Genomic DNA, 22863 nt, shown 5'->3' with positions numbered 1-22863 from the left:
AATCAAACAGTAAATTGAGATTATTTGTGTAAATTGCTATAATCACTATAATCTACACCATATGCTAAACATCCTAAGTACGCAAAACAGCATCGCCAATCAATACATTGCAGAATTACGTGATGTTACTATTCAGAAAGATCGTATGCGTTTCCGTCGCAATCTCGAACGCCTAGGAGAAATATTCGCTTATGAGATCAGTAAAACATTGACTTACGCTCCCGCAGATGTGGAAACTCCTTTAGGTATCGCGAATACACAGATGCTCCTTGAACACCCCGTTTTAGCGACAATTCTTCGAGCTGGTCTGCCTTTACATCAGGGATTATTAAATGTTTTCGACCGATCAGACAGTGCCTTTATCGCGGCATATCGCCATACCAAGAAGAGCGGTGAATTTGAAATACATAAACAGTATGTCAATACTCCGGATCTTGACAACAAAGTGGTTATTGTCGCAGATCCGATGCTTGCTACTGGCAAAAGTGCCGTATTATGTTGCAAAGACCTATTGGCTGATTATGCGATCAAAGAATTGCATATTGTTGTTGCCATCGCTTCAGAAGAAGGAATAAGACATGTTCAAGCATTTTTACCCAAAGCAATCATTTGGGTAGGAGCAGTTGATAATGAATTGACAAGCAAAGCTTATATCGTACCAGGATTAGGAGATGCAGGAGATCTTGCTTACGGGAGTAAGCACTAATCTTTATAATTTAATAGTAAAAACTTAATACGGAGCATTGCTCTTAACACATTATATATCAGTAAATTTAATCAACAAAATGAAATACGCACATACACAAACTAACTTATTTTTATATGACTTGGCAGAAATACAATGGCGAAAGCATCAAGACATCTATATGGGATGCTGTTGAAACCAATATCTTAAAAGAAATAGATCTGGGCAATAAACTCAAAGTCTATATCGGAACAGATTCACAAATAAAAAGAGGAACTATCGATTTTGCTACAGTCATTGTTTTCCTCCGAGAACACCGAGGTGGCTTTATGTTTGTTCATAAAGATAAAAGAACTCACCTGATGGGCATTAAAGAGCGCATGCTACTGGAAGTTCAAAAATCAATCGAAGTTGCTTACGAACTATGCCCACTTCTAGAACAGTACCAAGTCGATCTAGAAGTTCACGCCGACATCAACACCAATCCTAATTTCCAGTCAAATGTTGCATTAAAAGAGGCGATGGGTTACATTATGGGAATGGGTTTTGTATTTAAGGCAAAGCCGGAATCTTTTGCCAGTACTACTTGTGCCAATAAGCAAGTGCAGTAAATATGGATTGATAATGGCGTCAACAATTTCATTTAAAATCAAATACTAGATTTGATTTTAAAAAGAACCTGTGAGCAAATGATAATGTAAAGAAACAATTAATGGATCAATCCAATATCAATACTATGGACTTAAATAAAAAGCTCGAAGATTGGACATCAAGAGGTCTATTCTTATTGGACATACGTAAATAAGAACATCAGGTAAGTCAAGATCAAATAACGACTTCTTTACATGGACATCAGAGATAATACTCCTTTAACTTTATAAATATTTTGAACGGAAGATTTTTTCAACAGAATATCATCAAAATCTTTAACATTCTTCGCTACTAACCTCCATACCTCATCATTATATTCACGCACAAAGCGAATTACATTAAATTTTTCCGAAACTATTAAATAGATATTTCCATAAAGAACAGCGTCCATATCAACACGCCGTACAAATACCACACTTCCATTCACAATCTCTGGAGACATAGCATCTCCATTATTAACAATAGCAAAATCACTTCCGGATAAAATAGGTATATCCAATTCCTCAGTTGGAGTGAGATTGTGCATATCCTCAGGCAAATCCTCTAAGCTAACAGAATAAAGTGGAATTTTCTTAAGCAATATAGACGACTCCAGCATACTACCATTGCCCGTAAGAAGCCATCCTTCATTAATCTCAGGAAACTTTTTAGAAATAATTGCAGATAGGTTTTTACTGATCGTATAATTACCCTTTTTAATTTGATATAGTCGTTCCGAACGATTTAAACCAATCGCCTTTGCAAAGGAGTTAACATTGAGCCCCAAATGTTCAATAATCTGCTCCAATCTTTCCCAACTAGTCATAGTATTAAATATACAGTAATTTTTTAAAGAACAATAATACGAAAAAGAAAGTCAAATCTTAAAATGAGCTATCAATACTGTCAAAATAAATTTTTTTGATATTGCAATATTATATTGTAATATTGCAATGTATGATTAATCTTTACCGTATACTTATGGACCTTTTCATAGCAAAATACAGTAAATAAAACTAACCAGTAGCAGCCGTTCATACTTATGACATTTAAGTTTAGCGGTTGATAACCATGAAAAAAATCTAGGCCAACATTTTAGATACCTAAGTTATGTCACTAAAAAAAGAAGTAAAAAAAAAGCCAAGCACCACCTGCGATAAAAATCAAACTGCAATCTCTAATTGCATTACACCTCAAGCAATTAAAAAATTATATGCTATTTTAAACAGCAGCAGTGCACAAATTGATGCTATTTCAAAAATTAAAAATATCACAGCGCACAATAAAAAATTTATAAAAAGAGAAAAGACGGTTTTACAAATTAAGTTCACAACCGATCAACAAGAGGAAAAATTAATCCAAATTAAAATTCAAATCTATAAATAACATTGCGATCCAGTGTCTCCTGTCATCTTGAATACTTCATCCTAACCTTTAATAATATATCACTTCATAAAAATATTCAAAACAATTTGACAATACAATATTATATTGTATTTTTGCTTTCAATATTGAAACCAGTTTATAAAACAATTATTAACAACATGTAAACCATGTACAAGAAATTTTAAATCAGAAGAATTAAAACCTCAAGACTGACAAACGCTTCGGTCATGTCAAAAAACAATTAAAAAAATTATGAAAATTAAACATTTATCCAAAGTAGCTTTGGCCCTTTTACTTTCCAGCACAGTAGTATTCGAAGGGTGTAAAAAGTACGATGATGACATCAATCGTCTTGAAAACAGCATCAATCAACATCAATCAGATATTGATGCATTACAAACAAAATTACAAGATCTAGCTAAAAACTATGTTGTAACCAACATTACACCAGTTGCCAATGGATTTAATATTTCTTTAAAAGGACCTGATGGCAACAGCTTATCTTACACCATCAAAAATGGTTCTGATGGTAAACCAGGCACTATGTTTCGCATTAAAGATGATATGTGGGAAATAAGTACGGATGGAGGTTTGACCTACGAAGAGACAGGAGTTAAAGCAAAAGGTGAGTCAAGTACACCTGCATCTGTAGTCTCTATCATCGAAAAAAATGGTAAAAAAGTCTGGGCTATAGATGGTATAGCCGTATCTCCAGAGGTACTTGCCTATACTGGAGAAATCGCGGCAATGGAAATCAATGGTGGTTACAATATTGTAATTACAGATGAAAGTGGATTATCTACAACTGTTTTCTTGTCCAAAGAAGCACTATCAGTTTCAAGTTTAACGCTATCTCCTGCATTCACAAACAACAATTCCCCTGTCATTTTCTTTCCACGGATCGTTGATCATGATGGATCAAGAATAACCTGGATGCAGGGAGAGGCCGAGATTAAGTATAATCTAAATCCATTTGGAGTCGCGACTGAAAATTATATAGCGACAGGACTACTGACACAAAAGGCTGAAAAAGTTACATTTAGATCTTCCGGAGAAGCACCATCTGCAGCTTTCTCAATAAGCAGTACGACGAAAACATTTGGTGATATAACGGTTAGAGTCAAACCAATCGAAAATTCAAATACTATTTTCCCTAAAGCATCAGACGACAACGATCTTTTCGTGGCCTTACAGTTGAAAAACACACATAGTAAAATAGCCGACAACCAAAGATTTGCAGCTTCAGGATACAATCTAGCAAAAGAAGAGATCATTGAAGCCGATGAAGTAACCATAGAAAAAGCTGTGAAACCTACCCTCAAATATGAACTAGCAGGGGGTGTGAATCCAAATTTTAATGGTAGTGCATTTACAGAAGGAGCCACTAACAATCTTGCAACTTCACTTAGTGCTACAGACGCTGCCGACAAAACTATCGCCCATTATACATTACATGTCTTCAACAATGCCGAAAATAACATTGACGGACGTACAACTTATATCGGTGGTATAGAATTGGAAAAAGATCTAAGAGGATTTTTTGCACGCACACAAGTGGGCGGGAAAATTGTTTCCATGGATGACAATGGCCTTTCCGGATATGATTTACGTTTTGCCTTGGCACATCCAAATACAACTGAAGCCAATTGGTTAAATATAGATGCAAACACAGGAAAGATTACTGTAAAAGAATCGACTCCTGGACATTATAATACAGCAGCACTTAATAACCATACAATTGTTCAGGTAAAATTATATGCAACAGCTAGCACTACGCAGGCAATTGCCACTCGCTATGTCAAGGTCAATTATACACAGACCGCTCCACAAGCAATAAACTTGAGCGGTGCTATCACACACGATGTTGTAAGTACACCTTCGGTATCAGAAGATATTGTATGGAGTAGTCCACAAAGTTCTATGGACGTAGCATACAGTACGACTGGCAAATCGGCCGCAGATTTCCACACCACTTATACTTTTGTGCCAGATATGCTTCCTCCCGGATTTACATTCCATGCCGATATGAATTCAACAACACAGGCCACCACTAGAAAAGTAACCATCAGTAATACTGTAATGCCTGGTCAATATACCTTAACAGGGAAGTATATCTCATCGGTATCAACAGACCCTGTGGTAAACATTACGGTAAAAGTTAATGTAACGGGTAATCTCATCGATAAATTAGTCAAAGATTTACCATTCTGGGATAATGCACAGACCTATGGATTGATCAATGGTAGAAATATCGGAGGAAACAATTGGCAACTATATGCAAACCTTTGGGATTACTGGAGTATCCAAACACAATCAGGAGCAAACAAACCCCTGACAACTTTTGAATACAGTATCAATAATACCAACTACCCAGGTATCACCATCATCAATGGAACCAATCATGCAACTGCAGAAGTCCAGCTCAACGCAAATAACGCTGCGGCAAGAGACAAGGTTAATAATGGATCGGTCGTATTAACGTTAACGACCAAAGTAAATGGTGCCGTTTACAAAACAGAAAACTTCAATGTTAAATTTGTGAATCCAGTTAAACCAATTGATCTTCGCACACCTTATAGAGCGATGAAAGATAAAGAAGTTTCAGGATCTAACACTTCTACATTTGATCTACGCAGAGCAATTTCCATCAGCACATTCAATAATGACCTCATCTATTTATTTGATGGCCTGACTAGTTCAAATAATGTAAATAATGCAAACCTTAAATCAGCATATGGTATCAGCACGACAAACAATGGAATTGCGAATACTCTATCCATAACTCCTTACCGCCTGACTGATGCAAGTTTCGTAGGTGCCTACGCAGGTATTATCACAAATAATGCAGGGCATACAGCGCTTACTCTACAAAGTGGTGCAACAGCAACGGTATCTGGAGACAATGCAGTATGGACAAACAATGGTGCCAACCTGCAACAGCCGATTACACTCGTGTACAAAGTAAAAGTTCATAACAAGTGGAACCAAGGACAAGCACAGACTATTGACGAAGTTGAAAAACTAGTCTACATCGTTGTAAATCCAAACAACTAACCATTATAAATAGAAAAAAGAAGGTGGATAACTCCACCTTCTTTACTTTTTAATCTACATTCATTATGGAAATCGAATTATTTAAAACCATCCTATACTTGATGCTGTCATTTGTACTGATTATAATTTTGATGATCATTAAAAGTAACATAGACAAAGAAGACTCTTAAGAACTTCCTTATTTAATTGCACTCTAACTATATACCTATGCGTTTATTGACAGTCGGTTTATACCTTATCGCAATCATATTCTGTTTATGCTCTTGTACAAAAGAACGTACTAACCCAATACCCACAAGCCCTACATCAAGAACCGTGATTGCTTATTTGGCCGCAAATAACAACCTTTCGGACGATGCCTATACGAATATCAACCAGATGGAAGAAGCTATCGGAGATATCAATGGCAATCTAATTGTATATACGACAATACGAGGTGCCAATCCGGCACTATATAAAATATCAGCAGATAATAGTCCTGAAATTAAAAGCCAAAAGATTAAAGAATATCTGCCCCACAACTCATCAGACCCTCTGGTTATGCGGCAGGTACTAGAGGACATTAAAACCACCTATCCATCCCAAAGTTTTGGATTAATCCTGTGGTCTCATGCTAGCGGTTGGATACCGCCTGATCATGGATCGATAAAAGTAAAATCATTCGGTGATGATAATGGCAGCTCCATGGATATAAAAGATCTAAATCATGCTTTATATGGTGAATACGATTTCATATTATTCGACGCTTGTTCTATGGCTAGCATCGAAGTGCTTTATGAAATAAAAGACAAAGCAAAATACTTTATATCCTCTCCTGCAGAAGTAATCGCCAGTGGAATGCCATACCAGATCCTGACCAAAAATCTTTTCGGAGAAAACTTTCAGGCTTACAAAGAAATTGCTCAAAAATATTATGATTACTATAACGCCAAAAGCGGATTATTACGCTCAGCTACAATATCAGTTATTGACGCAAAACAGTTAACAGAGTTTGCAAAAACTTCAAAACAGCTGTTGTCTACCTTTCATTCACCATATCAAGATTTAAAAAGAAGCGAGATTCAACGTATGGATTTTGATAAAATAACCAATCCGCTTATTGCTTTTGATTTGGAAGATTTTTTTATTCAAAATTTTGGTTTAATTCATACACAACAGCTCGTACAACAGCTTAGAAAAACTGCTCTTTATAAAGCAAATACTCCATTTTTTAATGGATATACTATAAAAAATAATGGTGGCATTACATGCTATATCCCGAATTCTGAAAATGAAGGTCCATTGCACAATTATTATAGAAGTTTAGCATGGTATAGAGCTGGTGGATTTGACCATTTATTTTAATAAATAACTTAACACGGCAGAATATTAAAGATATCCAACTCATGTCAGTAGAAAATAACGATTGACTTTAACTGATAAAATTTTTGAAAAAACTAAATTTGTATCTTTACTTGCTAAAGACACGAAAGCTATGCCTGCAATTATACAGCAGATTTTTCAACAATTTGCCCAGACCACCATGCTCGAATGGATTGGCACCATCACCGGTTTTCTATGTGTCTATCTCGCAGCCAAACAACATATCCTGAATTGGCCCATCAGTGTGATCAGCGTGCTGACCTATGCCTATATTTTCTATCATAGTAAACTATATGGTGACGCAGTACTACAACTCTATTTTTTAAGTACAGCCATTTATGGTTGGTATTATTGGTCTAAAAAAATCAGAGAAGATGATAAACCGATTGTCTCGTTTACAAATCGTGAAATGCTCTTCACCCTTATTATTATCGTCATCCTAACCGTTTTGCTTGGCACTTTTCTACAGAAAATGACCGACTCGGACGTTCCTTACGCAGATGGCTTTTGTACAGCAGTCAGCTTTGTTGCCCAATTCCTAATGACTCGAAAAGTACTCCAAAATTGGCTCCTGTGGATTTTTGTTGACATTTGCTATATTCCGCTCTATTTTCATAAGGGGCTACTGCTGACCGCAATTCTATACTTCGTATTTGCTATCATCGCTTGGACAGGTTATAAGGACTGGAAAGTTACTTATCGTAGTTTTATGCCATAATGTCCAAACAAGATACCTAACTTTATACCCACGAATGAGCACATCAAATCCAGACTTAATAAAAATCGCAGTTGTAGGACCTGAATCAACAGGAAAATCTACTATAGCACAAGCTGTAGCACGACATTTTGATACTGTCTGTGTCCCAGAATACGCACGAGAATATTGCAAAAACTTACATAATGAATATACCTTGCAGGATGAGGTCAATATGTACTATGGGCAGATAGCACTGGAAAATACGCTGATCCCACTAGCAAAAAATAATTTGCTTATTTGTGATACGACCATCATGACCATTAAAATATGGTGTGATTATTTATTTGGCGATACGCCTCAAGACGTGAAGGAGGAGATTAACAATCGCCATTATGACCTCTATCTCCTGATGGATATTGATCTTCCATGGGAAGAAGATCCATTGCGCGACTTCCCTGAGCATCGCGAACACTTTATGGGCGTGTGGGAATCCGAACTAAAATCCTTGAAGGCGAACTATATCATCATATCCGGATTAGGTGATGAAAGACTTAAAAATGCACTAGAAGCTATTAACAGAAAATAAGATTTTCGAAATACATGAAAACTTAACATTAACTTCACATTAGAACGGTAAATTTGTACCGTTGTTATAGCGCGTTTATGACAACAAATGCTTACTAATGAGCACAATTCTTTGAAATTTACAAATCCCAATCTGTAAAGAGATACAATTAATTGTACCGCTTACTCTTCGTCTTTTGCAAAGTACAACCTATTGCCCTCATGAATGTTTAGCTTAAAAATTAGTACATTCATAAATAACAAAAAAATGATTACATTATTTAATTCATTGCATTTAGACCTGACTGTTACAGCCATTATTTCTTTTATTTATATATTAGCTTGTGTGGCTATATATCAGATGCACAGTACCAAAGACGGTATCCTTTTCTTTCTTTACATCACAGCATCAGCATTCATTATATTTCTGTTTATCAATTTTACCATGATATCCGCAGGTATTGTATTTCTATACATCATGCGATTAGTTTACCGAAATTTAAGAATGGATATTTAAATATATCCGGCTAATAATCATTATTATACAAAAACGCCTCAATTGAAAGCAATTGAGGCGTTTTTTATTTTTAAATATTTGATGTTAGTAACGGTAAGCTTCAGCTTTAAACGGACCATCAACAGTAACACCAATATAAGCAGCTTGCTCTTCGGTCAATACGTCTAATTCAACACCGATATGCGCTAAATGTAAACGTGCTACTTTTTCATCCAAATATTTTGGAAGGGTATATACTTTATTTTCATAAGCAGCAGTATTTGTCCATAATTCCAATTGCGCTAACGTTTGGTTAGTGAATGAATTAGACATCACAAATGAAGGGTGTCCAGTAGCACAGCCTAAATTCACCAATCTACCTTCTGCCAATAAAATAATATCCACACCATCGATCGTGTATTTATCCACTTGAGGTTTGATCTCAATTTTAGTATTACCGTAATTGCTATTTAACCAAGCTACATCAATCTCGTTATCAAAGTGACCAATATTACAAACAACTGTTTTATCTTTCATTGTTTTGAAATGCTCAGCACGAACGATATCTTTATTACCCGTAGTCGTCACAACGATATTTGCTTCTTTCACTGCATCAGCAAATTTTTTCACTTCAAAGCCTTCCATTGCTGCTTGTAGTGCACAGATTGGATCGATTTCTGTCACGATAACACGTACACCAGCCGAACGTAATGATTCAGCAGAACCTTTACCTACATCACCAAAACCAGCCACTACAGCTACTTTACCTGCTAACATCAAATCGGTAGCACGGCGGATCGCATCAACTAATGACTCGCGGCAACCATATTTATTATCAAATTTAGATTTCGTAACCGAATCATTGACATTGATCGCAGGTAAATGAAGTGTACCATTTTTCATACGCTCGTATAAACGGTGAACACCTGTTGTTGTTTCTTCCGATAAACCTTTGATTTCAGCAATCAATTCCGGGTATTTATCAAACACCATATTTGTCAAATCACCACCATCATCTAAGATCATGTTTAAGGGTTGACGATCTTCACCAAAGAATAACGTTTGCTCGATGCACCAGTTAAATTCCTCTTCATTCATACCTTTCCAAGCATAAACAGGAATACCTGCAGCGGCAATAGCAGCAGCAGCATGATCTTGAGTAGAAAAGATATTACAAGATGACCAAGTTACATCAGCACCCAATTCAACCAAAGTTTCTATAAGCACCGCAGTTTGGATAGTCATGTGAAGACAACCAGCAATACGCGCACCTTTTAATGGTTTTGCTGCACCAAACTCAGCACGAAGGCTCATTAAGCCAGGCATTTCAGCTTCCGCTAATTCTATTTCTTTACGACCCCATTCTGCAAGGCTGATATCCTTAACTTTGTATGGTACGTATGTACTTGCTACTGATGACATATATTCTTCTTTTTAAGTTTTAAATTTATTAGCAAAAATACCAATCAATACCTTTAAATCAAAACGTTGAATTTGAAAGCTTTCAAATTCTGACATTGTTTTGAGACTAATGTCTTGACTTAGCTCCTAACAACCCTTATATTTGTAGTATTAAATTTAAAAAAGAAGATTATGTATCCAGAATATTTAGTAGAACCAATGCGTAAGGAGCTTACAGATGTAGGTTTCGAAGAGTTAAAATCTGCAGAGCAAGTTGATGCAGCTATCGCTACTGAAGGTACAGTATTTGTCGTTGTAAACTCAGTATGTGGTTGTGCAGCAGCAAATGCCCGTCCTGCAGCTAAAGCGGCAGTAAAAAATGAAAAACGTCCTACTAAATTTGTAACGGTATTTGCAGGTATGGAAAAAGACGCCGTTGATAAAGCTAGAAACTATATGTTGCCTTATCCTCCATCTTCTCCTGCAATGGCTCTGTTCAAAGATGGTAAATTAGTTCATATGATAGAAAGACATATGATTGAGGGTCGCTCTGCACAAATGATTGCCGACAATTTAGTTGCAGCATTTGACGAGTACTGCTAATCATTTATTTTGATTTTTGAAAAAGAAAAAGGCTGTTCGAGTTATTCGAATAGCCTTTTTTGATGTGTTAAAAATCAATTTTTTCAGCTGTCAAAGAGACAAACACCTGGATCTGTCTCCTATAACAAAACAATATTAATTTCTTGGTATATATGTTTTATTACCATTGCTATTGATATAATATTTGCCACCTTCTGGACCGATATATACAGCATGTCCATTATATTTCTCTGATGATAGCTTATCCGTACCCGATTTTTTAGTTGCTGAAACGCTATTTTTCATTTTAACAGTAGAAACCGAAGCATTACTTTTTGCTTTCTCTACAGCTTTATTAGCCTCTGCTTTTGAAATTTCATTTTCTTTTCTAGCAGATTGTTTTGCTGTCACTTTTGTTTTAGCGGCATCAGATTTGGCTCTTTCTGCTGACTTCACAGCTTTGTCAGCCTCTGTTTTTGCAGCAGCACTTTCTTTTCTAGCAGATTGTTTTGCTGTTTCCTTGGTCACGGTTGTATTATCCTTAACCGTCTTCTCTGCTTTTTTAACTGCCTTATGATGTGGAGGTGTTTCTTGTGCACTGCTTGTTGCAATTCCAAACATAGAAACCAATGCAGCTACTGCTGCCCATTTTTTAAAATAATTTAAGGTATTCATAACCCAATATTTTTAAGTGTAAAAACTAGTTACATAAATTCAAAACAAATGCCAATAACATCTAGACTTCAAGCAATTAACACACATTTAACACAACAGATAAATGATAAAAAAGGTTTGACATGTATCCATGCCAAACCTGCTCTTCTTTGTATCGTTTTACTTAAACCTATTTACCCGGAGGTTTAGGTTTAGGCATCATTTTGTTCATTTTTCTATCCATTACTTTTTTTTCCGAAGTAGAATCTTTTGCCACTTCTGGATTTTGTTTTACAGGAATGGCTGGAGCCATCTTTTGCTCTGTTTTTTTGACCATCTTTTCTGGCTGCTTTTGCTGAGCTGAGACGAATGTCAGACTGAACACTGTGAGTATAGCAACCCAAGTGGCTACCAATACCGAAAATTTCATTGTTTTCATAATCAAGATATTTAGTGTCGTTTGGTATGAAGTGCTCAAACCAAGTGCCACAAAGCATACTTTAAAACAATTAACAAACTTATTTACAATACATTAAGAGTCAATAAAATTAATTATTGACTCTTAATAATTTAATGTGCTAAAGCTTCAATAGGACACCCATAAAATGAAACTTGGATAAAACTGTATACGCAAACACGCATACTAAAAGGACATTATCCATCTATTCCTACCCATTAGATATCACTTGTAGCAGGTGCTCTCCCCTCTTTCTTTGTTTTTTTCACTTTCAGATATAATAAAACAAATGAAAGAATAAAGCAAATCACAGTCGTCCATGCAAGTGCAGCAATAGATGACCGCACATTTTCCACTATACCTTGTTCAATCACCAGAACCCTAAATATTTCCAAATAATGTGTCAGAGGTATCAATTTTGAAATATGGACGACCCAATCCGGCATTTGACTTAAAGGCCAAGTAAAACCGCTCAAGATAAAACTTGGTGTAGCGATCACCATCAGGATCTCAGTCGCTTTAAGCTGGCTAGGGATTATGATGCTGACCAATATGCCAATAAAGCTGACAGCAAGTAGAAATAGTATGGTCCCAAAGAGAAAAGGTGCCATAGGTATGTGCAATGGCATCCGGTAAAAAATTGAAAAACCATAATAGAGGATATATATCCCAATAGACATCAATAAGAAAGGGGCTATCTTAACCAATATCAATAAGAGTACATTCGACGATTTTGAGACTAAATCTTTAAATGTTCCCTTTTCAAATTCAGAAGCAAAACTTAATGCTAAGGCAAGCATCATGACTTGTTGTAGTACAGTCAAAAGAACACCAGGTAGCATAAAATACAAATAATTGCCACTTTTAATATTCTGCCTTATGATAGTCGTTTTAAAAGGTTCATATTGCTGAGTTGCGACATATTCAGGAACACCTTTTTTCTGTTGCGCTTTTATTTGAATTCCTGCCTTTAGCGTTGCAGCGCAAACATTTGCAGCCATACTTGCATAGTTGGATGTCAAGGTATTAGCAGCATTGACAAAAAATGTTAATTCTGTGCTTCTATTATAGTTCACATCCGAATCAAAATTTTTAGGAATTTGAACCACTACCGTAGCTTCATGTTTCAGTGCCTCTTGTTTTGCATTAAACGCATCAGGCAAAATCGCAGCTACATAAATGACTTCACTTTCATTAAACATCGTGATCAGTTGTTTACTCAGCGGGCTTCGGTCTTGATCCACCACGATTATAGGCAAATGGGTTACTTTACCCTTTTGATAGACAGCACCAATTAAAACACCGTATAAAATAGGCGCTCCCACGAAAAGCATGAGCAACACTTTATTTTGGAAAAAGAGTTGAAATTCTCGCTTTAATAAGGATAGGAATGTACGCATAATACTTATTTTGTAGTATCGAGGTGAAGGATAAACGTCGCTTTTGTCAACAATTGCTGCGCATCATCTTTTTGAACCGGTTTCAATTTCACTTCAAATAATGATTCTTGCTGTTCAAAATCAGGATACGCAGTCGCAATATTAGCATATGAACTCAAAGCTTTAATCGAAACCACCTCTGCCGCTATTTTTTTATCCTTGAGATAAGGAAAAGATAGCGTCTGTTTACTGCCAACAGTCAGATTATGCAATTGTTTTTCAGGAATTGTTACCCTAAAGAATGTACCATCGATGAGATATCCCGAAACTAAACTATACCCTGCCAAAGCAAGTTCACCAATTTTCAAATTGATTGTTTCTACCGTCATATTTTGAGGTGCGATGATAAAACGCTCTTTAGTGGCAACATCGACCTCAGAAACAGCACCAATAGCGCGCTCCTTTTGTCCCAAAGCCATCTTCTGCTGTTCTATACGCGCACCGTTTTCCACATCGGCCAACTCCGCTTGTACTGCTAAGTATTGATTCTTTGCCCCTTGAAATTTCATGTAAACTTCATCATACTGCTGCTGCGCCACCAAAGAATCTTTAATGAGGTTTTGCATTCTTGTCAATGATTTCTCAGCAAATTGATATTGCTCTCGCAGTCCATCCCGTTTAGCACGCAATTGCTTCAACTGGTTATCAGTTGCTCCTTTTACAGCCATATTATATTGCGCCTCAGCAGACTCAAGCGCACCCTTTGCTTGAATGGACTTAGCCTCCACTTCTGGAAATTCGAGAATCATCAAGGTGTCGCCAGCTTGTACAACATCTCCTTCACTCACCAATATTTGATGTACTTTTCCCGGAATCTTAGTTGTGACAGCAATTTGATCCCGCTCAATCTTTCCTTCAAAAGAATTTTTGAGAGGTGCATCATGACCACACCCCTGTATAAATGCTGCGATGACTAGGATATATATAAATTTTCTCATAATTATTTGACTAGTGATTGATAAAGACTTCCTTGTGATTTTAATAATTCTAAAACAGCGATACGCTGAACCAACAGTTGATTGTAAAAACTAAGCGATTGCTTATATAATTCGTTTTCCGCACTTAATCTTTCTGTCACATCGATTAAGCCAGCCTCAAATTGCTTTGATGCTAGAACAAGATTATTATTGGCAATTTTAATCTGCTGCTCATGGACAGCCATCTTTTTCATGGACAACTGATAATCCGAATTTGTTTTACGCTGTAAAAGCAATAGCTTATCTTTCGTATCATTCCATTTGTTCTGGTTCATAACCAGATCAAGGTTTGCTTTTTTGATATTATTGCGATGTTGATTACCATCAAATACATCCCATTTAACCCCTACACCTACAGCAAAACCTGGAGCCAGTTGAAAATGATTGGCACTCAGATTTACATCTCCCATAAGCGGTACATCTTTGAATTTAAATTTGGTATCAAATGCATTGAAGTAAAAAGCACTACCAAATGCAAAGATTTGGGGCAATCGTGCACCCTTTTCTTTTTTCAACACATATTCATAAGCGCGCTGAGAACTCGCCAAAGCTTGCATCTCTTTCCGGTTCTCCACAGCTGGCTGTACAGGATCTACTACAACCAACTCAAGCGGATAACTAACGAGCTTAAGACTATCGACTGGCATCTTGGTCAGTTCTTCTAATTTAAAATATAAAAGCTCACGGTTATTTTGGGATTCTGCTTTTTTACTTTCTAACTCCAACATCGCCAGTTTGATTTTATCACGATCATAGGGTATAGCTAAACCATTTTCAATTGCTTTTATAACCTTGAGATGTTCTTTATTCAATCTTCTTTCCGAATCAGCAATCAACGCATCCACTTCTTTTAATAACATGATCTGATCAAATGTCTGAACCACCTCCTGTGCCAATCCTTCATAACCTGCCTCTGTCATCAATTGCTGTGCTTTATATTTTTCATCTAAAGCTTTTTTGCCATTAGTGATCTGTAATCCGCTAAAAATTACTTGAGTGGCATTTACTCCTGCAAATCCTATCTGAGATGAGGCATTGAATTTCTGAGCACCTTCAAAAAGATTCAGACCGAGCAATGGTAAAGTTTTCGTTGGGAGATCCAATTCACCAGTGCCATGGAGATAACCATACATGCCCATAGCAGTCACATGGGGCAATAATTTTCCGCTAACAGTATTCTGATCTAAAAGCGTCTTCTGATTTTCTAAATAACTATTTTTAATATCGCTATTATTCTGAATTGCCTTTTGTATAGGTTCTTTCAACTGCGGACTTATACCTTGCTGCGCATAGGAAATCCCTTGATGAAAGAATGGCAATAACAATATTAAGCATGAAATTTTTTTAACTAACATATTCATAACTCTTTTAAAGGGTCGATTAGTATCACTATTAACAATACAAAGGTGCGTATGTTTTACGGTTTAATTTTTAAGATATCTTAAAAAGGAAAAATTATACTAACTGCCCTCTAATAACCGATAGCGTTTGTTGAGATATACCTAGATAAGAGGCAATATGGCCTAAAGAAGCATTTTGAAAAAGCTCAGGATTTTCTGTCAACAGCAGTTGATAACGCTCCAGTGCAGTCTGAAATTGCGTATTGTAAAATCGGTTAGAATAGCTGATCACTGAACCCAATAACACTTTTTGTATGATCTGACTTACAATAATATTTGTTTTTGACAACTCATATATCGTTTGAAAAGGTATAAGCGAAATTTTACAGTTGGTGAGTGCCTGAAAACCGAAGATAGATGGTTTTTGATAAAAAACACTTTCTATACCGGTACTAAATGTATTCGATCCAAAAAAAGAATGGGTGATATCTCTGTTATTTTTGAAATAGAATATACGACTAAAACCCGATTCTATAAAATAGATATACCTCAAATAGCTACCCGGTTCAAAGATTATATCTCCCTTATGAAATTCTTTGGTTTCAATAATTTGGGAAAACAATAACGTTAAGTCATCATCAATCGAATATAGGCTTTTGAAATGTTCCAATGCAGTCATATCTTTAAATATGCCAATTAAAAATCATTATTTCATAAAAAAGCCCTAAATATTGACATATTTAGGGCTTTTATAACATATATATACACCACTATTGCATATCAAACAAATGTTTCTCTGCGTGGTATGAAGATCTTACTAGGGGACCTGACTCCACATATTTGAATCCCATTTTTAAACCAATTTCTTTGTATACATCAAATTGAGCTGGTGTTATCCACTCCACTACCGGATGATGCGCTTTGGTAGGTTGCAGGTACTGACCAATGGTTAAAATATCAACACCTACATTAAATAAGTCCTGCATAGTTTCGATAACATCTGCTTCAGTTTCTCCAAAACCAAGCATAATACCTGATTTTGTACGCAGACCTGCTTCAGAAATACGGCGGAGACATTCTAATGAGCGATCATATTTTGCCTGTATACGTACTTCACGAGTTAAACGTCTAACCGTTTCAATATTATGAGAGACAACCTCTGGACGAACAGCAAGTACACGATCAAGATTTTCCCATTGTCCCTTGAAATCAGGGATTAAAGTTTCTAATGTCGTTGTAGGACTTTCTTGGCGAATAGCGTTAATGGTTTCTGCCCAGATGATAGAACCACCATCCTTCAGGTCATCACGATCAACAGATGTAATGACGCAATGCTTCACTTGCATCAATTTAACAGAATTAGCAACACGCGCAGGTTCATCCAATTCAACTGCTTTAGGACGACCCGTCGCTACAGCACAAAATGAACAAGAACGCGTACAGATATTTCCTAAAATCATAAATGTAGCGGTTCCCGCACCCCAACATTCACCCATATTCGGGCAATTACCACTCTCACAAATCGTATGTAGCTTATGCTCATCTACAAGGCCTCTTACATGTCTGTATTCTTTACCAACTGGCAATTTTACACGCAACCAATCTGGCTTACGCTGTGTTTGTGTTGCAGGAATAACTGGAAGTTCAATCATAAGGCAAAGTTAATGATTATAAATGTAATTTTTAATTGCCAATTTGTTTGAATACTATCATAATATCCGTTTCTAGTTGTACGCATTAGTATTAAACATATTGTTTTTTTTATGATATTTGTGAAACATCACATTTAATCCCAATGAATATGCGATTTAGCCATTCAATAACTTTGGTACTATTAGCGGGGTTGTTGCCTCTGAATATATTTGCACAACAAAATTTCGACTTAATCCCTAAACCGGCAAGTCTGACCTTAGCGGTAGGAACCTATCACATACCGACTCATCCCAAAATCTTTGTTTCACAAGATTTTGTAAGTGCGAGTCAATTATTAGCCGAACATCCTGCAATTGCATCCTTAACCACTGAAATTGTAAAAAAGATCAAGAAAGCACCTAAGGAAGGTATTCGTATCTTAAAAGCTGAAGACTCCGATAAATTGGACAAATCAGCATATCGTATCGCCATCAGCGAAAAAGGAATCGTCGTACTGGCGCATGAAGTTGCTCCAGTTATCAATGCAATCTACACATTAGTCCAATTGGGTTATTTACAAGACGATCCAACACAAATTGCTGCACTAGATATAGAAGACAAGCCTACTTTTTCTTATCGCGGACTTCATTTAGACCCATCTCGACACTTTATTCCTTTCAATATCATGAAGAAATTTGTGGACATTATGGCGATCTACAAATTCAATAATTTACATTGGCACCTCACCGATGGTGCAGGATGGAGATTAGAAATCAAACAATATCCAGAACTGACCAAGAAAGCAGCGTGGCGTACACATGTCAAATGGAAAGATTGGTGGAATAATGGCCGTCAATATGTTGATGCAGGAACGCCAAATGCCAGCGGTGGATTTTACACACAAGAACAAGCGCGCGAGTTAGTAGAATATGCTGCTAAAAAAGGAATAAATATTATTCCGGAAATCGAGATGCCTGGACATTCAGAAGAAGTCTTGGCAATTTATCCCGAATTATCGTGTTCGGGCAAACCCTATACCCAATCAGAATTTTGTATAGGCAATGAAAAAACTTTTGAATTTTTAAAAAATGTACTGGATGAAGTCATTGCAATATTCCCTTCCCCTTATATTCACATTGGTGGCGATGAGGCCGATAAAAAACATTGGAAAACTTGTCCTAAATGTCAAGCATTAAAAACAAAAGAAGGCTTAAAATCTGAAGAAGAATTACAAAGTTATCTCATTAAACAAATTGATGAATATGTTCAATCCAAAGGTCGCAAGATCATTGGTTGGGACGAGATTTTAGAAGGCGGTTTGACAAAAGGTGCGACGGTCATGAGCTGGAGAGGTGAATCTGGCGGAATCAACTCGGCCAATGCCGGTCATGATGTGATTATGACTCCAGGATCTCACCTTTATTTTGACTCCTACCAGACAGATCCGAGAACACAACCCGAGACCATAGGTGGATATCTTCCGATCAGCAAAGTCTACGAATATAACCCGATCCCAAGTGGTATTCAAGAAGATAAAATAAAACATGTATTAGGAGCTCAAGGTAACTTATGGGCAGAATATATGCCTAACTATTTTCAACTCGAATACATGGCTTTTCCCAGAGCATTAGCTTTATCGGAAGTGGTATGGACAAAATCGGATCTTAAAAATTGGCCAAATTTTCATAAGCGACTGCAATCGCACTACAAAATCTTACAGCACTTTGATATCAACTACTATCGACCATCCTACAATGTTAAAGGAACTGTCGTATTTGACGAAAAGAAGGGATCTAATAACGTTACCTTAAGTACCGAGCAATTGCATGCCAGCAATATCCGCTACACGATAGATGGATCAAAACCGACCTACCAGGCGACTCCTTATAACAACTCGTTTGATCTATCTGTACCAGCAATTATAAAAGCGGCTTATTTCTTGGACTCTACTCAAGTCGGACCGATCGAAACGATTCAATTGGATGTGCATAAAGCGATCGGAAAAACGGTTACCTACAATAACAAATGGAGTGATGGTTATCCTGCACAACAGGAATTGACGTTAACAAATGGAATCAAAGGCGGACTGACATACCAAGATGGTCAATGGCAGGGATTTTTGAAAGATCTCGATGTAGTTGTTGATTTTGAGCGCCGTGAAGAAATCAGTAGTGTGGCGATGAACTTCATGCAAATTACCGGTCCAGGAGTATATATGCCGGGAGAATTTAAAGTACTATTATCCGAAAATGGTCGTACATTTAGAGAAGTAGGTATCGTTCAAAATGATGTCTCAGACCAAGATCCGACATTAACATTTAAACGGTTTGAACTTAAATTGGCAAAGCCGCAGCATGCACGTTATGTTCGTGTTGTAGCGACAAATCCTAAAAAAGGATTTCTGTTTGCAGATGAACTGATTGTGTATTAAATACAGCATCAAAATGATGGAGAAGCGCGATTTCAAAACAAGTTGCTTCTCCATTTTTTGTTTCCCTATTTTGTTTAAATGATTTATCTGAAAATAAATTCCAAAAAATCAAATAAAATAATGTAATTTTGCACTCCGACAAAGCGGTCGGAATATACCCTTCTCGAAGCGCATTTTTGATTGTCTTTGTTCATACTTTGAAATTTTATTTTTTGAACTAGATATAATGCCAAGAAACACCTCCATTAAATCGGTTTTAATCATTGGATCAGGTCCAATTGTAATTGGTCAAGCCTGTGAATTTGATTATTCGGGATCTCAAGCAGCCCTTTCTTTAAAAGAAGAAGGCATTGAAGTTTCCATCATCAACTCAAACCCTGCAACGATCATGACTGATAAAGTCATTGCAGACCACGTTTATTTACTTCCTTTAACTGTAGAAAGTATTGAAGAAATTCTTAAAGAACAGCAGATTGACGCCGTACTCCCTACTATGGGTGGCCAAACAGCGTTAAACTTATGTATCGAAGCTTCAAACATCGGACTATGGGAAAAATACGATGTTAAAGTTATCGGTGTTGATGTTGCTGCAATTGAAAAAACAGAAAACCGTGAAGAGTTCCGTCAATTAATGATTGATATCGGTGTAGGTGTAGCACCTTCCAAAATCGCAAACTCTTTCTTAGAAGGTAAAGAAGCAGCACAAGAAATTGGTTTTCCATTAGTTATTCGTCCTTCTTACACATTAGCAGGTACTGGAGGTGGATTTGTACACTCGAAAGATGAGTTCGACGCTGCTTTAAGTAGAGGTTTAAGCGCTTCTCCTACACACGAGGTGTTAGTAGAGAAAGCAGTTTTAGGCTGGAAAGAATTCGAATTAGAGTTGCTACGTGATACAAATGATAATGTAATCATCATATGTACGATTGAAAACTTTGATCCAATGGGAATCCATACAGGTGACTCGATCACAGTTGCACCAGGTATGACTTTATCTGACAAATGCTACCAAAGCATGCGTAATCAAGCCATCTTAATGATGCGCTCGATTGGTAATTTCGCGGGAGGTTGTAACGTCCAGTTCTCCGTTAACCCAGAGAATGAAGATATCATCGCTATCGAAATCAACCCACGTGTATCGCGCTCTTCAGCTTTGGCATCTAAAGCAACGGGGTACCCAATTGCTAAAATCGCTGCAAAATTAGCAATCGGCTACAATTTGGATGAGTTACAGAACCAAATTACCAAAACAACTTCAGCTTATTTCGAGCCTACTTTAGATTATGTAATCGTCAAAGTACCTCGTTTTAACTTTGATAAATTCAAAGGAGCAAACAAAGAATTAGGCTTACAAATGAAAGCAGTAGGTGAAGTGATGGCAATTGGCCGTACGTTCATCGAAGCATTACAAAAAGCATGTCAATCATTAGAGACAAACCGTGCTGGTTTAGGAGCTGATGGTCGTCAACTACGCAATTTAGAAGAGATCATGGATAGCCTTGAGCATCCAAGTGGTGATCGTCTTTTCCATATCAAAGATGCTTTCGAATTAGGTGTTCCTCTGGAATCTATCCGTAAAGCAACACGTATCGATAAATGGTACTTACTTCAAATTCAAGAATTAGTAGCGTTAGAAACTGAACTTCGCCGTTACCAATTGAATAATATTCCTAAAGATTTCTTTATGACCTTGAAACAAAAAGGTTATTCTGATATTCAAATCTCTTGGTTATTAGGCAACGTTACTGAAGATGAGGTTTATGATCGCCGTAAGGAACTAGGTATTAGCCGCGTGTATAAAATGGTTGATACATGTGCTGCAGAATTCCCTGCACAAACACCATACTACTACTCTACTTTTGAAGAGGAAAACGAATCCGTAGCTTCTGACAAGAAAAAAATCGTCGTATTAGGTTCAGGTCCTAACCGTATCGGTCAAGGTATTGAATTTGATTATTCTTGTGTACACGGTTTATTAGCAGCTAAAGAAGCTGGTTTCGAAGCCATCATGGTTAACTGTAACCCAGAGACTGTTTCCACAGATTTCAACATGGCTGATAAATTATACTTTGAGCCTGTATTCTGGGAGCATGTTCGCGAAATCATTGAATTAGAGAAACCAGTAGGTGTTATCGTTCAGTTAGGTGGTCAGACAGCTCTTAAAATGGCTGATCAGCTAGAAGCTCTTGGTGTTAAGATCATCGGAACAGATTTCCAAAACATGGATTTAGCTGAAGATCGCGGTCGCTTCTCTGATTTATTAAAATCATTAGATATTCCTTATCCAAGATACGGTGTTGCTGAATCTGCAGAAGAAGCAATCCAAGTTGCAAATGAAGTTGGATATCCAGTTCTTGTTCGTCCGTCTTACGTATTAGGTGGTCAAGGCATGAGCATCGTGATCAACGATGATGACTTAGAGAAAGCAGTAGTGAACTTACTGAAAAACCTTCCTGGAAACCGTGTCTTAATTGACCACTTCTTGGATCGTGCTGAAGAAGCAGAATCTGATTCCATCTGTGATGGTGAAGATGTACACATCATTGGTATGATGGAGCATATCGAGCCTGCAGGTATTCACTCGGGTGACTCTTATGCCGTATTGCCTCCGTTCAGCTTAACACAAGCTGTACAAGATAAAATGGCGGAGTATTCGGTTAAACTAGCAAAAGCATTAAATGTAAGTGGTTTACTAAATATACAGTTTGCTGTAAAAGGTGAAAATGTATATGTCATCGAAGCAAATCCACGTGCATCACGTACGGTTCCATTTATCGCTAAAGCATATGACGTTCCTTATATCAATATTGCAACAAAAATCATGTTAGGCGTAAACAAATTGAAAGATTTCAAAATCGAGCGCAAGTTACAAGGTTGGGCAATCAAAGAACCGGTATTCTCGTTCTCTAAATTCCCTGAAGTTGATAAACAATTAGGTCCAGAAATGAAATCTACAGGTGAAGCTATCCGTTTCATCAAAGATTTAAATGATCCTTACTTTAGAGATTTAGTGGCTAAAAAATCGATGTTCTTATCGAAATAAGCTTAAAACTCTGATCCAATAAAAAAGCCTTCT

The 22863-nt window shown here is 36.8% G+C and carries 20 protein-coding genes; 11 read left to right on the top strand and 9 right to left on the bottom strand.

Features of this window, described 5'->3' with window-relative positions; translation table 11 throughout:
- The first annotated feature begins 61 nt into the window (after positions 1-61).
- Both upp and B3P23_RS11425 read left to right on the top strand, forming a co-directional pair.
- The gene (upp, locus tag B3P23_RS11430) at positions 62-706 is read left to right on the top strand and encodes a uracil phosphoribosyltransferase (protein WP_045754075.1); all 645 of its coding nucleotides are present in this window, start codon (positions 62-64) and stop codon (positions 704-706) included.
- Between the two features lie 116 nt (positions 707-822).
- Positions 823-1296: a ribonuclease H-like YkuK family protein gene (locus B3P23_RS11425; RefSeq protein ID WP_045754074.1), complete on the top strand. Its 474-nt coding sequence runs from the start codon at positions 823-825 to the stop codon at positions 1294-1296.
- 230 nt (positions 1297-1526) lie between these two features.
- Here the strand turns inward: B3P23_RS11425 and B3P23_RS11420 are convergent, their stop codons facing one another.
- A complete protein-coding gene (locus B3P23_RS11420) occupies positions 1527-2141 on the bottom strand; it encodes a S24 family peptidase (RefSeq protein ID WP_293926052.1) in 615 nt (204 codons plus the stop codon).
- A gap of 284 nt (positions 2142-2425) precedes the next feature.
- Between B3P23_RS11420 and B3P23_RS11415 the strand changes: the two genes are divergently transcribed.
- The 6 genes from B3P23_RS11415 (at position 2426) to B3P23_RS11390 (ending at position 8895) form a co-directional block, all read left to right on the top strand.
- Complete coding sequence (locus tag B3P23_RS11415) at positions 2426-2701, top strand: hypothetical protein (RefSeq protein WP_293926050.1); 276 nt, start codon at positions 2426-2428, stop codon at positions 2699-2701.
- Between the two features lie 252 nt (positions 2702-2953).
- Entirely contained in the window at positions 2954-5755 is a 2802-nt protein-coding gene (locus B3P23_RS11410) for a hypothetical protein (protein ID WP_293926047.1), read from the top strand.
- Positions 5756-5962: 207 nt separating this feature from the next.
- Positions 5963-7099 (top strand): clostripain-related cysteine peptidase, encoded by a 1137-nt coding sequence (locus B3P23_RS11405; protein ID WP_293926044.1) that lies wholly within the window; start codon positions 5963-5965, stop codon positions 7097-7099.
- A gap of 130 nt (positions 7100-7229) precedes the next feature.
- Positions 7230-7835, top strand: a complete 606-nt coding sequence (gene pnuC / locus B3P23_RS11400; RefSeq protein ID WP_293926041.1) for a nicotinamide riboside transporter PnuC — start codon at positions 7230-7232, stop codon at positions 7833-7835.
- A 34-nt stretch (positions 7836-7869) separates the two neighbouring features.
- Positions 7870-8400, top strand: coding sequence for an AAA family ATPase (locus tag B3P23_RS11395; RefSeq protein ID WP_248754867.1), 531 nt, complete (start codon positions 7870-7872; stop codon positions 8398-8400).
- A gap of 246 nt (positions 8401-8646) precedes the next feature.
- Positions 8647-8895 (top strand): hypothetical protein, encoded by a 249-nt coding sequence (locus B3P23_RS11390; RefSeq protein WP_146171112.1) that lies wholly within the window; start codon positions 8647-8649, stop codon positions 8893-8895.
- Between the two features lie 84 nt (positions 8896-8979).
- Here B3P23_RS11390 and ahcY read toward each other — a convergent pair whose 3' ends face one another.
- Positions 8980-10296 (bottom strand): adenosylhomocysteinase, encoded by a 1317-nt coding sequence (gene ahcY / locus B3P23_RS11385; RefSeq protein WP_045754071.1) that lies wholly within the window; start codon positions 10294-10296, stop codon positions 8980-8982.
- Between the two features lie 171 nt (positions 10297-10467).
- On the opposite strand from ahcY, the gene B3P23_RS11380 reads away from it, so the two are divergent.
- Positions 10468-10878: a BrxA/BrxB family bacilliredoxin gene (locus B3P23_RS11380; RefSeq protein ID WP_045754070.1), complete on the top strand. Its 411-nt coding sequence runs from the start codon at positions 10468-10470 to the stop codon at positions 10876-10878.
- Positions 10879-11013: 135 nt separating this feature from the next.
- On the opposite strand, the gene B3P23_RS11375 is transcribed toward B3P23_RS11380, so the two are convergent.
- The 7 genes from B3P23_RS11375 to lipA form a co-directional block, all read right to left on the bottom strand.
- Positions 11014-11532 (bottom strand): hypothetical protein, encoded by a 519-nt coding sequence (locus B3P23_RS11375; protein ID WP_293926028.1) that lies wholly within the window; start codon positions 11530-11532, stop codon positions 11014-11016.
- A gap of 169 nt (positions 11533-11701) precedes the next feature.
- Positions 11702-11950, bottom strand: coding sequence for a hypothetical protein (locus B3P23_RS11370; RefSeq protein WP_094771721.1), 249 nt, complete (start codon positions 11948-11950; stop codon positions 11702-11704).
- Between the two features lie 236 nt (positions 11951-12186).
- Entirely contained in the window at positions 12187-13368 is a 1182-nt protein-coding gene (locus tag B3P23_RS11365; RefSeq protein WP_293926025.1) for an ABC transporter permease, read from the bottom strand.
- Positions 13369-13373: 5 nt separating this feature from the next.
- Positions 13374-14345 carry an HlyD family secretion protein gene (locus B3P23_RS11360; RefSeq protein ID WP_293926023.1) on the bottom strand — a complete coding sequence of 324 codons (972 nt, stop codon included), beginning with the start codon at positions 14343-14345 and terminating at the stop codon, positions 13374-13376.
- A gap of 2 nt (positions 14346-14347) precedes the next feature.
- On the bottom strand, positions 14348-15739 hold the full coding sequence (locus tag B3P23_RS11355) for a TolC family protein (RefSeq protein WP_248754871.1): 1392 nt from the start codon (positions 15737-15739) through the stop codon (positions 14348-14350).
- 100 nt (positions 15740-15839) lie between these two features.
- Entirely contained in the window at positions 15840-16403 is a 564-nt protein-coding gene (locus B3P23_RS11350; protein WP_045754065.1) for a Crp/Fnr family transcriptional regulator, read from the bottom strand.
- A gap of 91 nt (positions 16404-16494) precedes the next feature.
- The gene (gene lipA, locus B3P23_RS11345) at positions 16495-17376 is read right to left on the bottom strand and encodes a lipoyl synthase (RefSeq protein WP_045754064.1); all 882 of its coding nucleotides are present in this window, start codon (positions 17374-17376) and stop codon (positions 16495-16497) included.
- A gap of 143 nt (positions 17377-17519) precedes the next feature.
- On the opposite strand from lipA, the gene B3P23_RS11340 reads away from it, so the two are divergent.
- Together B3P23_RS11340 and carB are read left to right on the top strand one after the other, a co-directional pair.
- Positions 17520-19787 (top strand): family 20 glycosylhydrolase, encoded by a 2268-nt coding sequence (locus B3P23_RS11340; protein ID WP_293926017.1) that lies wholly within the window; start codon positions 17520-17522, stop codon positions 19785-19787.
- Between the two features lie 226 nt (positions 19788-20013).
- Positions 20014-22830 carry a carbamoyl-phosphate synthase large subunit gene (carB, locus tag B3P23_RS11335; RefSeq protein ID WP_045754063.1) on the top strand — a complete coding sequence of 939 codons (2817 nt, stop codon included), beginning with the start codon at positions 20014-20016 and terminating at the stop codon, positions 22828-22830.
- Positions 22831-22863: the final 33 nt, after the last annotated feature.

Origin of the sequence: Sphingobacterium sp. UBA6320 (genome assembly GCF_002440335.1) — a bacterium.
In the GTDB taxonomy this organism is placed as follows: domain Bacteria; phylum Bacteroidota; class Bacteroidia; order Sphingobacteriales; family Sphingobacteriaceae; genus Sphingobacterium.
This window is presented reverse-complemented; position numbering and strand designations above follow the sequence as displayed.